The 12,361-nt window shown below is 67.4% G+C and carries 14 protein-coding genes; 7 read left to right on the forward strand and 7 right to left on the reverse strand.

Features of this window, described 5'->3' with window-relative positions; genetic code table 11:
- Nucleotides 1-25 precede the first annotated feature (25 nt).
- Together mhpA and AC3A6X_RS09350 are read right to left on the reverse strand one after the other, a co-directional pair.
- On the reverse strand, nt 26-1,525 hold the full coding sequence (gene mhpA / locus AC3A6X_RS09345) for a bifunctional 3-(3-hydroxy-phenyl)propionate/3-hydroxycinnamic acid hydroxylase MhpA (protein ID WP_487841939.1): 1,500 nt from the start codon (nt 1,523-1,525) through the stop codon (nt 26-28).
- Nucleotides 1,518-2,072, reverse strand: a complete 555-nt coding sequence (locus AC3A6X_RS09350; protein WP_487841940.1) for a VOC family protein — start codon at nt 2,070-2,072, stop codon at nt 1,518-1,520. Before AC3A6X_RS09350 ends, mhpA begins: the two co-directional genes overlap by 8 nt.
- A gap of 155 nt (nt 2,073-2,227) precedes the next feature.
- Here AC3A6X_RS09350 and AC3A6X_RS09355 point away from each other — a divergent pair, with 155 nt between their 5' ends.
- The 3 genes from AC3A6X_RS09355 (at nt 2,228) to AC3A6X_RS09365 (ending at nt 3,683) form a co-directional block, all read left to right on the forward strand.
- Complete coding sequence (locus AC3A6X_RS09355; RefSeq protein WP_487841941.1) at nt 2,228-3,208, forward strand: Bug family tripartite tricarboxylate transporter substrate binding protein; 981 nt, start codon at nt 2,228-2,230, stop codon at nt 3,206-3,208.
- A 68-nt stretch (nt 3,209-3,276) separates the two neighbouring features.
- Nucleotides 3,277-3,477 carry a hypothetical protein gene (locus AC3A6X_RS09360; protein ID WP_487841942.1) on the forward strand — a complete coding sequence of 67 codons (201 nt, stop codon included), beginning with the start codon at nt 3,277-3,279 and terminating at the stop codon, nt 3,475-3,477.
- Between the two features lie 32 nt (nt 3,478-3,509).
- The gene (locus AC3A6X_RS09365; RefSeq protein WP_487841943.1) at nt 3,510-3,683 is read left to right on the forward strand and encodes a hypothetical protein; all 174 of its coding nucleotides are present in this window, start codon (nt 3,510-3,512) and stop codon (nt 3,681-3,683) included.
- A gap of 81 nt (nt 3,684-3,764) precedes the next feature.
- On the opposite strand, the gene AC3A6X_RS09370 is transcribed toward AC3A6X_RS09365, so the two are convergent.
- Nucleotides 3,765-4,163: a DoxX family protein gene (locus AC3A6X_RS09370; protein WP_487841944.1), complete on the reverse strand. Its 399-nt coding sequence runs from the start codon at nt 4,161-4,163 to the stop codon at nt 3,765-3,767.
- Between the two features lie 132 nt (nt 4,164-4,295).
- Nucleotides 4,296-5,180: a LysR family transcriptional regulator gene (locus AC3A6X_RS09375; protein ID WP_487841945.1), complete on the reverse strand. Its 885-nt coding sequence runs from the start codon at nt 5,178-5,180 to the stop codon at nt 4,296-4,298.
- Nucleotides 5,181-5,280: 100 nt separating this feature from the next.
- Here AC3A6X_RS09375 and AC3A6X_RS09380 point away from each other — a divergent pair, with 100 nt between their 5' ends.
- The 4 genes from AC3A6X_RS09380 (at nt 5,281) to AC3A6X_RS09395 (ending at nt 9,391) form a co-directional block, all read left to right on the forward strand.
- Nucleotides 5,281-6,642: an FAD-dependent oxidoreductase gene (locus AC3A6X_RS09380; RefSeq protein ID WP_487841946.1), complete on the forward strand. Its 1,362-nt coding sequence runs from the start codon at nt 5,281-5,283 to the stop codon at nt 6,640-6,642.
- 61 nt (nt 6,643-6,703) lie between these two features.
- Nucleotides 6,704-7,663 (forward strand): Bug family tripartite tricarboxylate transporter substrate binding protein, encoded by a 960-nt coding sequence (locus tag AC3A6X_RS09385; protein WP_487841947.1) that lies wholly within the window; start codon nt 6,704-6,706, stop codon nt 7,661-7,663.
- 164 nt (nt 7,664-7,827) lie between these two features.
- The gene (locus AC3A6X_RS09390) at nt 7,828-8,583 is read left to right on the forward strand and encodes an SDR family oxidoreductase (RefSeq protein WP_487841948.1); all 756 of its coding nucleotides are present in this window, start codon (nt 7,828-7,830) and stop codon (nt 8,581-8,583) included.
- 40 nt (nt 8,584-8,623) lie between these two features.
- Nucleotides 8,624-9,391 (forward strand): alpha/beta hydrolase family protein, encoded by a 768-nt coding sequence (locus tag AC3A6X_RS09395; RefSeq protein ID WP_487841949.1) that lies wholly within the window; start codon nt 8,624-8,626, stop codon nt 9,389-9,391.
- 7 nt (nt 9,392-9,398) lie between these two features.
- Here AC3A6X_RS09395 and AC3A6X_RS09400 read toward each other — a convergent pair whose 3' ends face one another.
- From AC3A6X_RS09400 to tcuA, 3 genes are all read right to left on the reverse strand, one after another.
- Complete coding sequence (locus tag AC3A6X_RS09400) at nt 9,399-9,581, reverse strand: DUF3606 domain-containing protein (protein ID WP_309973205.1); 183 nt, start codon at nt 9,579-9,581, stop codon at nt 9,399-9,401.
- A gap of 122 nt (nt 9,582-9,703) precedes the next feature.
- Nucleotides 9,704-10,912 (reverse strand): tricarballylate utilization 4Fe-4S protein TcuB, encoded by a 1,209-nt coding sequence (tcuB, locus tag AC3A6X_RS09405; protein WP_487841950.1) that lies wholly within the window; start codon nt 10,910-10,912, stop codon nt 9,704-9,706.
- Nucleotides 10,896-12,332 (reverse strand): FAD-dependent tricarballylate dehydrogenase TcuA, encoded by a 1,437-nt coding sequence (tcuA, locus tag AC3A6X_RS09410; RefSeq protein ID WP_487841951.1) that lies wholly within the window; start codon nt 12,330-12,332, stop codon nt 10,896-10,898. The genes tcuB and tcuA overlap by 17 nt, the downstream gene beginning before the upstream one ends.
- Nucleotides 12,333-12,361 lie beyond the last annotated feature (29 nt).

Raw genomic sequence — 12,361 nt, forward strand, 5'->3', positions numbered from 1 at the left:
CCGGCACGCCAATTCCTCCGATGTGTCATGGCGCGACGGGGAGGTATTGCGAGATGCGATCCAGATCGGGCCCCGTGCGCGCGACGCCGACGATATACCGGTCGGGGCGCAGCACGACCGCGCGCGCCGCGTGGGCGTCCAGCCAGTTGGCCAGCGGCGCCTCGGGCCGATCGATGACGATCGCGCCCGCGCGCTGCCAATGCTCGAGCGTAGCCGGCGACGCGGAGGCGATGGCCTCGGCGCTGCCGATCACCGCGCTGCGGCGGCCCAGCAGCTCGTCGAGCAGACGGCCATCGGCCAGGCGCGGCTGCGGGAAGGGCTGGCCCGCGGGCGTGCCGCAGGCGCCATCGAAAGCCCCTGCCCCCAGCATCTGCGGCGGCAGCTCGAAGATCTCGGGCCTGCCGGCGCGGAACTTCGCGTCGCGCTCGGCGGCCAGCGCCGGATCGGTGGTCTGGATGATGTTGCCCAGCCGCACGGCCAGCTCGATCAGCGCGCGCACGTGCGGCGAGCGCTCGGTCTCGTAGGTGTCGAGCAGCGTGTCCGGCGCCTGCCGCGACAGCACGGCCTCCAGCTTCCACGCCAGGTTGGCCGCATCGCGGATGCCGGCGCACATGCCCTGGCCGAGGAAGGGCGGCGTCTGGTGGCAAGCGTCGCCGGCCAGCAGCAAGCGGCCCTGGCGCCAGCCCTGCGCGATGACCGAATGGAAGGTGTAGATCGCGGCCCGTTCGAGCCGCGCCTGCTCGGGCTTCACCCACGGGGCCACCATCTGCCACAGGGAGGCGGGCTGCACGAGGGCTTCGTGATCGTCGCCGGGCATGACCATGATCTCCCAGCGGCGGCGCGGACCGACCACGTTGCAGTAGGTCATGGGCCGGGCCGGGTCGCAGTACTGCACCGTGTGGTCGGGCAGCGCCATCGGCTGCTCCAGGACCACGTCGAACACCAGCCACGGCTGGCGCAGGCCGAGGTCCTGCATCGGGCTGCCCATGTGCTGGCGCACGGGCGAGCGAGCGCCATCGCAGCCCACCACGTAGCGGGCGCGGGCCGTGCTCTCGCGCCCGCTCTGCACATCGCGCACGGACAGCGTCACGCCCTGCGCGTCCGTGACCAGCCCGGTCAACGCGTGCTGCAGCCGCAGCTCGACGCGCGGGAAGCGCGCGAGCCCCGCTCGCAGCACGGCCTCGAGCTGCGGTTGGTGGAAGTAGTAGTTGTTCGCGCAGCCGTGCGGCCCCAGGGCCGAGGTGCCGCCGCGGATCAGCATGGTGTCGCCGGCAGCGTTGACGAAGTGCATGCCCTGCGTGCCGGCACGCGCGATGGCCAGCACCTCGTCGCGCAGCCCGGCGCCTTGCAGGATGCGCAGCACCTCGCCGTCGAAGTGGATGGCGCGCGGCAGCGGGAAGATGCCCGCCTCCTTCTCGATCACCAGCACCGACAGCCCGGCGGCGCCCAGCAGGTTCGCGAGCGTCGCGCCGGTGGGGCCCAGGCCGACGATCGCGACGTCGTAGGGAGAGATCGGCTCAGCCACGCTGCTGGTCTTCCTGCATGCGCCGCGCCACTTCGGCCTGCCATTGCGCGCGGCTCATGAACCGGGCATGGCGCTTGGCGATGGCTTCGGCCTGGGCCAGGATGACTTCGTCAGGCTGCCCCAGGTCGATGGGCTCGCGCAGCGGCTGCTCGCAGTACCAGGGCGTGTCCATGAACAGCTCCAGCCGGTTGCCTTCCGGGTCGCGGCAGTAGACGGACACCGCGTTGCCATGGGTCACCGGGTGCATGTCCTGGGCGCCGTGCGCCAGCAGCCGATCGTGGAACTCGCGCAGGGTCGCGATGTCGGGCACGCGAAAGGAAATCTGGTTGACCACGTTGAAGCCCGGCTCCGCAGGCCGGCCCGTCGCGAGCACCAGTTGGTGATGCTCCGCCGGATCGCGGCTGAGAAACACCAGCTGCACTGCCCCCAGGTCGCCCGCGTCGGTCTGCGTGAAACGCAAGGCCTGCTTGTAGAAGGCGGCCACCCGGGGCAGGTCGCTGACGTACAGGCCGATGTGGCTGAACTGCAGCTTCGAGGAACTTTCCATGGTCATTGCAAATGTCTCCAGACGAGAAGCCGCACGACTTCCTCGGCAGCTACGTGATTAATTTGTGCCTCCATTATCGTATTTTGACAAATCAAGTCAAATAACTATCATGAAGGCTCGTGCAAGTGGCACGGATTCCCACAAGGAGACAACAGATGAATGATTTGAAGAAGGCCGCCCGCCACTGGCTGGCGGCCGCCCTGACGGCCGCCGTGGCGGCAAGCGCGAGTGCGCAGGCCGACTACCCGAGCAAGCCGGTGCGCATCATTGCCCCCTTCCCCGCAGGCAGCGGCCCGGATGCGAACGCCCGCGAGATCGCGGCGGAGCTGACGAAGATCCTGGGCCAGTCCTTCTTCGTCGAGAACCGGCCGGGCGCATCGAACATCATCGGCACCGAAGTGGCGGCCAAGGCACCGGCGGACGGCTACTCGCTGTACATCGGCACGACCAGCTCGCTGTCGGTGGTGCCGCACCTGTATTCGAAGCTGCCCTTCAACGCCGAGAAGGACTTCGCGCCGGTCAGCCTGCTGGGCGTGCTCAACACCGGCCTGGTCGCCACGCCCGGCGTGCCGGCCAAGGACGCACGCGCGCTGATCGCCGAGCTCAAGGCCAAGCCCGACTCGGTGACCGTGGCGACCGCCGGCATCGGCAGCTATTCGCACCTGTCGGCCGTCTGGTTCAACAACGCCGCCGGCGTGAAGACCAATCTCGTCCCCTACAACAGCAACAGCCCCTACACCGACCTGATCGCCGGGCAGGTGCAGCTGATGTTCGACGGCCTGCCCGCCGCGGCGAGCAACATTCGCGCGGGCAAGCTCAGGCTGCTGGCCATCACCGGCAAGGAGCGCCACCCGAGCTTCCCCGACACCCCCACCTTTGCCGAGTCGGGCCTGCCGGACTACGCACCCATCGCCTGGCAAGGCATCCTGGCGCCGGCGGGCACGCCCAAGCCGATCCTGGAAAAGCTCAGCGCCGCGATGCAGAAGGCCTGCCAGTCGCCCGACCTGGCCCGGAAGTGGCGCGAGTACGGGGGTGAATTGCGCTGCAACAGCCCGGCGGAGTTCACCGCCTTCATCGACGCGGACCGGGCCATGTGGGGCAAGGTCATCCGCCAGGCCAACGTGAAGCTGGACTGAGCCGAGTTCGACATCGAGAAGGCGATCCGGCTCCCCTGCTCGCAGCGGCCGCGGCACGCGGCGTCCCCATGCAACTGCTCGACCTCGAAGCCAGGGAAGGCGCCGAGGTCTACGACTGCGGGCTCGTGTTGTCGCGGCCCGACCAGCACGTGGCATGGCGCGGCGATGCGTGCGCCGACGACTGCGATGAACTGGTGGAGCGCATCCGCGGCGCCAAGGTGGAAAGCCGCAGAATCGCCTCCGACGCGCCGGCCGCGCTCGCCGCCTGAGTTCCACCGACTTTTTCGACGTGGTTCAGCGCATGAGCAGCGAGATCGCCGCCGTGCTCAAGGACCCCGACACAAAGCGCCGGCTGCAGACCGCGTACTTCGACGCCGTTGGCAGCACGCCGCAGGAGCTCGCGGCCTTCATGAACGAAGAACTCCGCCGCCGGAAGCCGGTGATCGAACGCGCCGGCCTGAAACCCGACAACTGAACCGTACATGCCAGCGCTCAAAGCCCGATCCGGAACTCGATCCGACAGGCGCGGCGAGCGCGCACGCCAGCAGCCAAGCAATCAGTTCGAAGGCTTGACGCGCCTCTGCAGCTCGATGGTCGCCACCAGCAGGAAGCCGCCCGCCATGGCCACGTTCTTCAAGAAATGGTTCATCTGGTTGCCGAACTGCGCAGGGTCGACCGACCAGAAACGGTGCGCGAGCAGACCGGAGGCCAGCGAGAACAGCGCGAGCGCCACCGCGACGCGACCCGCCTGCCAGCCGGCGAGCAACGCGATGCCGCCACCGAGTTCGAGCAGGATCGTCAGCGGCAGCACGACCTCGGGCAACGGGATTCCGAGCGTGCCGAAATAGCCGATCGTGCCGGCGTAGCTCATCGCCTTGCGAAGGCCGGCGACGATGAAGATCAACGCCATCAGCGCGCGCGCGGCGGCATAGGGGGTCTTTGGCAACGTGTTCATTCAGTCCTGGTCCAGGTTGGTCATTCAAAGGCAGGCCGACTTTAGGACCGCGAGCGGCAGCTGAGAAATGAATTGATTGGAAACGTGATATGCGCAAAACGGATGAAACCGAAGGGCGCCCGCAGCGAGCCGCTATTCCAGGAACAGGTCGGAGATGACGGACCGCAGCCACCGGTTGGCAGGGTCTTGCTGGTAGCGGTCGTGCCAATGCTGCTTGATCGCAATGACGGGCAGTTCAAAGGGTGGCGGCAGCGCCTTGACGTCGGCGATCCGCAGCAGCGCTTCTGCGACCCGTTGCGGCACCGTGACCATCAGGTCGGTGCTGGCCACCAGGCCCCCAAGGCCGAGAAAGTTCGGCAGGCGCAGCGCGACGTTGCGCCGGACCCCGAGGCGTTCCAGTTCCTGCTCCACCAAGGTATGCCCGGTGCCGGCCGCAGTGACCACCACATGGTTCTCGCGCTTGAACATGCTCCGGGTCAGGCGCGAATGAACCCGCGGATGGTCTCGGCGCAGCACACAGGAAAAGTCCTGGTCGAACAGCTTCTGCTGGTAGAAGCCCGCCTCGAGCTGAGGCATGAAGCCGACGGCCAGGTCGGCTTCCCCGGCTTCGAGCATCTTGGGCGTCTGAGCGGAGATGTGCGTGATCTCGACGTTGATGGAAGGCGCGATGTCGCGCAGCCGATTGATGAGCGCAGGCAGCAGGGCCAGATGGCTGATGTCGGTCATGCAGATGCGGAATGTCCGATGCGCCTTGGAAGGCTCGAAGCCCGCCTGTTGCCTCGTGATGCCACGCAGCAGCTGCAGCGCCTGGCGGATCGGCGCTACCAGCGTTGTGGCGTGCGGCGTCGGTTGCATGCCCTCTGAAGTGCGCACGAAGAGCGGATCGCCGAAGTGGCGTCGCAGCCTCCCCAGCGCAATGCTGATCGAGGACTGCGCCATGTCCAGGTTCTCGCCCGCTCGCGAGACGCTGCGCGTCTTGTAGACCTCGTCGAAGACGGCGAGCAGCTTCAGATCCATTATTTAGATTCCCGTTTTTCGGTATTGAGCGCATGGCATTGTCGAAATAGTGGGCCAAACCTAGCATCCACGCAATCCCGAAACCTACCGAGATCTGCCGATGCAAACCCCCACGCATGCCACCCTGACCGAACCCAGCCGCGAGACGCCCGTCTGGGGCGAATTCGACGTCGTCGTCCTTGGCGGCGGCCCTGCGGGAATTGCCGCAGCCGCGGCCGCGGCGCAGGCAGGTCAATCCACCTTGCTGATCGAGTCCTACGGTTTCCTGGGGGGCATGGGGACCGCGGCCGGCGTGACGAACTTCTGCGGCTTGCACGCCAATGTGTACGGCACCATCAAGCAGGTCGTCCATGGCGTGGCCGGCGACTTGCTGGACCGGATGCGCGCGTTGGGGGGCCTGAACGAGCCCCACATGCTCTTCGGCAACAAGATCGCTGCACAGGCGTATGACAACGCGGCCTTCAAGGTCGCGGCCGATGAGCTGGTGCTGGCCAGCGGCGCGAAGCTGCTGTTTCACGCCAACGTGGTCGGCGTGCTCATGCGCGAGGCCGGCGTCATTCGCGCGGCCCTGATCGAGACGAAATCAGGCCGCCACGCGGTGCTTGCCAAGACCTTCATCGACTGTTCGGGCGACGCAGACCTCGCGGCCTTTGCGGGAGCGCCCTTCGAGAAGGGCACGAGCGGCCACGACATGATGTACCCGTCCACGATGTTCCGGGTCAACGGCGTGAATGCGGCACTGGCGGGCGATGCATTCGACAAGTTCGATCACCTGATGCAGGAAGCCGAAAAGGCCGGGCGCAAGTTCCCGCGCAAGACGCCCATCATCCGGCCGCAGAAGAACCCTGCCGAGTGGCGCGCCAACGTGACCCAATTGGCCAACGCGGATGGCGGTCCGGTCGACGGCACCGATGCCGCGCAGCTGAGCGATGCCGAGGTGCAGGGGCGCCGGCAGATCGTGGACTTCTTCCAGTTCCTGCGCGAATGGGCGCCGGGCTTCGAGGACTCGTACATCCTGGAGATCGCGCCGCAGGTCGGTGTGCGCGAAACGCGCCGCGTGGTGGGCGATTACCAGTTGACCGAGGACGACGTCCTGCAATGCGCCAGCTTCGAGGACACCATCGGCGTGAACGGCTGGATGATCGAAGAGCACGTGGCGGGCAACATCGCATTCAAGTGGCAAAACATCCCCCACTGCCGGGGCTTCAATCACCTGCCCTATCGCATGCTGCTGCCGCTGCGGGTGGACAACCTGCTGGTTGCCGGCCGCTGCGCCTCCATGACGCACATGGGCCAGTCGGCGGCGCGCGTGTCAGGCGGCTGCTTTGTCATGGGCCAGGCCGCCGGCATGGCCGCCGCGCTGGCCATCGAGGCGAATGTTCGGCCACGCGATCTGAATGTTCAAGACCTGCAAGCCCGGCTGGAGGCCGCCGGTGCCTACCTGGGGCGCGAAACGGCCTGAGCGCACATCCGCTTCGCGATCCAACCTGGAGACAAACTTGAAAAGACGCAGACTCAACATCGTGGCATGGGCCGCCGCCCTGACCATCATCGCTCCCTTGGCCTCGGCGCAGCCCAGCAACGCCGCAACGGCCTGGCCTTCGAAGACGGTACGCATCCTGGTCGGCTTCCCCGGCGGCTCGACGCCGGACATCGTGGCGCGCAGCCTCGCCGAGCCGCTGTCCAAGGTCTTGGGGCAAGCCGTCATCGTCGAGAACAAGGCGGGCGCGTCGGGCAACATCGCCGCTGACCAGGTGGCGAAGGCCACCGACGATCACACCTTGGGCGTGGTCATCAACGGCAACCTGACCTCCGCCAGGATGCTTTATCCAAGGCTCCCGTACGACCCCGCCAAGGACTTCAGCTGCATCTCGCTGCTCGCTACTGCACCTCTGATGCTCGTGGCGCCCGCCAAATCCCCGGAGGGGGCGGCATTCTTTTCTGCGGCCGCCCAGAATGGCGACAAGTGGTCCTATGGATCGGTCGGCAATGGTTCGGTGGCTCACTTGGGCATGGAGGTGCTGAAGGCGAAGGTCAAAGGCCTTGCGCCTGTGCATGTGCCGTTCAAGGGGAATCCCGAGGTCATCACCGGCCTGCTCAGCGGTGAGATCCAGATGGCCCTGGTCCCGCCGGGTATTGCCATGCCGCAAGTCAAGGCCGGCAAGCTCAAGGCGATCGGACTCACGAGCGGTCGCAGCGCGGTCGCGCCTGAAGTGGCCCCATTGGCCGATGCAGGCGTGCGCGATTTCACGCTGGAAGTGTGGACGGCGCTGGTGGGCCCCGCCAGGCTATCCAAAGCCGCGCAGGACCGCTTGAACGCCGAAGTGCCGAAGATCATCCGCGACGCCGACACGCGCCAGAAGCTCTTGAACCAGGGCTGGCAAGCGGTGGGCTCTTCGCCGGATGGGCTGAAGAGCCGCATCAAGGACGAGGCCGCGATCATGAGCGACATCATCTCTGCCCGGGGGATCAAGCTGGAATAGGCGACCCTCTGCGGGTCAGCCCCATTTCATTCGAGCCGGGGATTGACGATATTTCCGCCGGAGGCGTCACAAACGCCCGCGTCAGGACGTCTTGTAAGCATGGACGGCCGCATGGGGCGACCGTCCGGCAATCACCAGACAAAACTGGACGGAAAGGTACTCACATGAAGATCGTCGTCATCGGCGGCAGCGGGCTCATCGGATCGAAGCTGGTGCCGAAGCTTCGCCAAAAAGGACACGAGGTCGTCGCTGCCTCGCCGTCGACGGGCGTCAATGCCCTGACCGGCGAGGGATTGGCCGAGGCCCTGAAGGGCGCGCAGGTGGTCGTGGATGTCTCCAACGCGCCCTCGTGGGAGGATGCCGCGGTCCTGAACTTCTTCGAAACCTCGGAACGCAATCTCTCGGCCGCCGAAGAGGTGGCGGGCGTCAAGCACCACGTCGCGCTGTCGGTCGTCGGCACCGAACGGCTCCTCGCCAGCGGCTACTTCCGCGCCAAGATGGCGCAGGAGAAGCTGATCGAGGCGTCGCCCATCCCCTACACCATCGTGCGCGCGACGCAGTTCTTCGAATTCGTCGCCGGCATCGCGCAGTCGGGCGCGGAAGGCGACACGGTCCGGATGTCCACCTCGCTCATCCAGCCCATCGCGGCTGAAGACGTCGCGCAGGCGCTGTCGGACATCGCGCTGGCGGAGCCGGTCAACGGGATGGTGGAGGTCGCCGGCCCCGTGGCGCTGGGCATGGACAAGCTGGTCGAGCAGTTCCTGCGCGGCACCGGCGACGCTCGCCGGGTCGTCCCCGACCCCGAAGCTTCCTATTTCGGCACGCCGGTCAACGACCAGTCGCTCACGCCGGGCAAGAACCCGCGCCTCGGCACGATGAGCTTCGCGAAGTGGCTCGAGACCGCAGGCAGGAAGGAATAGGAACCGCGCGGCGTCCGCGGCCGCCAAGGAGAAAGCGCGAATGAAAGTCGAACGTATGGAGTTCCCGGGCGCTCAAGGCCACCGTCTCGCCGCGCGTATGGACACGCCGGACTCGGAGGTGCGGGCCTACGCACTGTTCGCTCACTGCTTCACTTGCGGCAAGGACATCTTCGCGGCGAGCCGTATCGCGCAGACGTTGACGGAGCACGGCATCGGGGTCTTGCGCTTCGACTTCACGGGCCTGGGTGCCAGCGAGGGCGAGTTCGCCAACACGAACTTCTCCTCGAACATCGCCGATCTTCTTGCGGCTGCGGCCTACCTGCGCGAAACCGATCGAGCGCCGCGGCTCCTGATCGGCCACAGCCTTGGTGGCGCGGCCGTGCTTGCTGCCGCGCAACGCCTGCCGGAGGTGCGCGCCGTGGTCACGCTGTGCGCCCCCAGCGACCCCGCGCACGTGACGGGCCTGTTTCGAACGAGCCTGGACGCCATCGAGGCCGAAGGCGAGGCAGAGGTGCAGCTGGCAGGCCGTCCCTTCAGGATCAGGCGCGAGTTCCTGACGGACGTCGCCGAGCACCGGCTGACTCAGCAGATCGCGCAGCTCGGCAAGCCCTTGCTCGTGATGCACGCGCCGCTGGACGCGACCGTGGACATCTCCAATGCCACGCGCATCTTCATGGCAGCCAGGCATCCGCGCAGTTTCATCTCGCTGGACGATGCAGACCACCTCCTCACGCGCAAGCGGGATGCGGCCTACGCGGCCAACCTGATCGCGGCGTGGAGCGAGCGATACCTGGTCGACGCGCCGTGACGGCCCCTCACTCGCGCGACGCGAGTTCGTCGCGCACCGCGGTGACGTGATCGCCGACCTTGGCGATCGCATCCCGCAGCGTTGCCTCGTTGCATCGAAGCTGCATGCACCAATACTGCGCCTCCACCGGATCGTCGACGTGAATGCGGCCAGGATCGATCGGCTTGAAATGGCTCAGGTCTTCGGGCATGCGGCCTCCTTGGTCAGTCTGGGCGGCCCTTTATAGACCTCGGCGCGCCGCTGTGCAAGGCTGCGTCGCGCGCGAGGTTTCCGTCAAGCCGGTTTCTTGAATGCGGGTGGGCGCGCCGGCTCTCATTCGTCGCCGAGCTGCAAGCCGCTCGGCCGGCGCTTCTCGATCGCGAACTTGAGCAGCGCCGCCGAGCGAAAGATGCCGTGCGCGAACTTGCCGTAGGGCAAGGTGAGGAACAGCGCCATCACCACCCCGAGGTGCACCGCCAGCAGCAGGGCCATGAAGCGCGTGTCGCGCCAGGCCAGCAGCGCGAGCCCGGTGAGGCTGGTCAACAGCAGCAAGGCGATGAAGCCGCGGTCCATGGGCCGCTGCGCCGTGTCGCCATGCGCCGGGTCGCGCCGCAGGTTCATCCACAGCAGGCCCAGCGGGCCGATCACCAGCCCGATGCCGCCGGCCGTGCCCAGCAACACCGGCAGGCTGGTGAGCGCATAGGGGGCCTGCAGCCCCAGCAGGTAGTGATAGAGCGTCGCCACGCAGGTGGACGCGAAGCACAGCAGGAAGCCGTAGAAGGTGAAGTGATGGAAGCGCCGCCGCCACAGCGTGAAGCGGTCGTCCTCGTTGTTGCAGCCTTCGCCGTGGCCGCCGTCGAGGTACTTGAGGCGCAGCGCGTCGCGCGTGGCTTCGGCGGCCGCGCCGTTGGCCGGCGAGCCATCGCGACCTGGCGAGACCTCGCGCCAGAAGCGGCGCAAGCCCATGCCCAGCGCGAAGACGACAAAGAGGAACACCGCGCCGAACACGCCCGCCAGGAAGTTGTGCGGAAAGATCGCGTAGAAATTGCCGGCCAGGGGCTCGTGCAGCAGCGACCCGGACATCGCCACGGCCAGCACCAGGAACAGCGCCAGCCCGCCGGCCAGCGCCATCGCGACCGTGAGGCCGGCGCGGCCATAGAGCGTGCCCAGGGCCGGCGGCCACGCGTAGTCGTGGTAGGTCTGCATCCGCACCTGCGCCATCGCCCGCGGCACGTTGACCGCGAACTCGTGGGGCGGCGCGTACTGGCAGGCGTGCAGGCAGGCGCCGCAGTTGTGGCACAGGTTGGCGAGGTAGTGCGTGTCGGCCTTGCCGAATTCGAGCCGGCGCGTCATCGCGGGAAATACGGCGCAGAAGCCTTCGCAGTAGCGGCAGGCGTTGCAGATCTGCAGGATGCGGGAGACCTCCTCCTCGGTCGCCGTGAGCGGCAGCGCGGGCCGGATCGGAATGACGCGCGGGTTGGCCGTTCCAACCCCGTCCGCATCCGACCTGGCGCGCGCGACGAGTTCAGTGAGCGGCTGCAACGGCGGTCTCCATCGATGTCCTTGCCTTGTCGTTCAATGCGCAGCGCGCGGCCTGCGTACCGGCGATGCGGCCGAAGGCCGTGCCGATGCTCATGCCCACGCCCGCGGTGTAGCCCTGCCCCAGCACGTTGCCGGCCATCATCTCGCCGGCCACGAAGAGGTTGGGGCTCGGACGGCCGGCAAAGCGCACCGCCGCCGTCTCGTCGACCTTCAGGCCGAGGTAGGTGAAGGTAATGCCGGGCCGCAGCGGGTAGGCGTAGAAGGGCGCGCTGTCCAGCGGACGCGCCCAGTGGGTCTTGGCCGGCACCAGGCCTTCGGTGTGGCAGTCGTCCAGCGTCGTATGGTCGAAGCTGCCGGCGCTGCAGGCAGCGTTGTAGTCGTCGATGGTCTGCAGGAAGGTGGTCTCGTCAAGGCCGATCTTCCTGGCGATCTCGCCCAGCGTATCGGCCTGCGTGCCCGGGAACACCGGCGGCATGAATCGGCCCACGGCCTTGCGGTCGATCACCGACCACGCGATCTGCCCCGGCTGCATGGCGACCAGCCGGCCCCAGATCGCATAGCGCTTGGGCCAGAAATCCTCGCCTTCGTCGTAGAAGCGCTTCGCCTCGCGGTTGACCACCACGCCGAGCGACACGCAGTCGATGCGGGTGCAGATGCCGCCGTCGTAGAGCGGCGCGCGCGCGTCGATGGCGACGCAGTGCGACTGCGAGGGGTCGCCGACGGTGTCGGCGCCGGCATCGATCATGTGCTTCAGCAGCACGCCCGTGTTGAAGCGCGTGCCGCGGATCAGGAAGTTGTCGGCGGGCCATTCCCCCCGCTCGTTCTGGCCCCAGGCCTCGCGCAGCCATTCGCGGTTCGATTCGAAGCCGCCGCAGGCCAGCACACAACTCTTCGCCTCGATGCGCTCGCCGGCGGCGGTGCGCGCCGCGACGAAGCGCTCGCCGTCGAGTTCGATGGCGAGCACGGGCGTGTCGTAGCGAATCGCCACGCCCAGCCGCTCGGCGCTGCGGTAGTAGGCGTTGACCAGCGCCTTGCCGCCGCCCATGAAGAAGGCGTTGGTGCGCGCCACGTGGAGCGCGCCCGAGAGCGGCGGCTGGAAATGCACGCCGTGGCTGCGCATCCAGTCGCGGCAGCTCGAGGAAGCACGGACCACCAGCCGCGCGAGCTTCTCGTCGGTGCGGCCGCCGGTGACCTTGAGCAGGTCCTGCCAGTACTCCTCTTCGGGATAGGCATCGACCAGCACGTCCTGCGGCGCGTCGTGCATGCAGCGCAGGTTGCGTACATGCTGCGAGTTGCCGCCGCGCCATTCCCGAGGCGAGGCCTCCAGCATCAGCACCGAGGCACCGGCCTCGCGCGCCATCAGCGCGGCGCAGAGCGCGGCATTGCCGCCGCCGATCACCAGGACATCAAGGGGAGTCATGCACTGCGTTCTCTTGTCTTCATCGAAGG

This window comes from Variovorax sp. Soil_C_12 (assembly GCF_057657375.1).

Bases quoted from the DNA above. Each gene is read 5' to 3' on its own strand.
- AC3A6X_RS09350 (WP_487841940.1), bottom strand. From the start codon at position 2,072: ATGGAAAGTTCCTCGAAGCTGCAGTTCAGCCACATCGGCCTGTACGTC.
- AC3A6X_RS09355 (WP_487841941.1), top strand. From the start codon at position 2,228: ATGAATGATTTGAAGAAGGCCGCCCGCCACTGGCTGGCGGCCGCCCTG.
- AC3A6X_RS09360 (WP_487841942.1), top strand. From the start codon at position 3,277: ATGCAACTGCTCGACCTCGAAGCCAGGGAAGGCGCCGAGGTCTACGAC.
- AC3A6X_RS09365 (WP_487841943.1), top strand. From the start codon at position 3,510: ATGAGCAGCGAGATCGCCGCCGTGCTCAAGGACCCCGACACAAAGCGC.
- AC3A6X_RS09370 (WP_487841944.1), bottom strand. From the start codon at position 4,163: ATGAACACGTTGCCAAAGACCCCCTATGCCGCCGCGCGCGCGCTGATG.
- AC3A6X_RS09375 (WP_487841945.1), bottom strand. From the start codon at position 5,180: ATGGATCTGAAGCTGCTCGCCGTCTTCGACGAGGTCTACAAGACGCGC.
- AC3A6X_RS09380 (WP_487841946.1), top strand. From the start codon at position 5,281: ATGCAAACCCCCACGCATGCCACCCTGACCGAACCCAGCCGCGAGACG.
- AC3A6X_RS09390 (WP_487841948.1), top strand. From the start codon at position 7,828: ATGAAGATCGTCGTCATCGGCGGCAGCGGGCTCATCGGATCGAAGCTG.
- AC3A6X_RS09395 (WP_487841949.1), top strand. From the start codon at position 8,624: ATGAAAGTCGAACGTATGGAGTTCCCGGGCGCTCAAGGCCACCGTCTC.
- AC3A6X_RS09400 (WP_309973205.1), bottom strand. From the start codon at position 9,581: ATGCCCGAAGACCTGAGCCATTTCAAGCCGATCGATCCTGGCCGCATT.
- tcuA (WP_487841951.1), bottom strand. From the start codon at position 12,332: ATGACTCCCCTTGATGTCCTGGTGATCGGCGGCGGCAATGCCGCGCTC.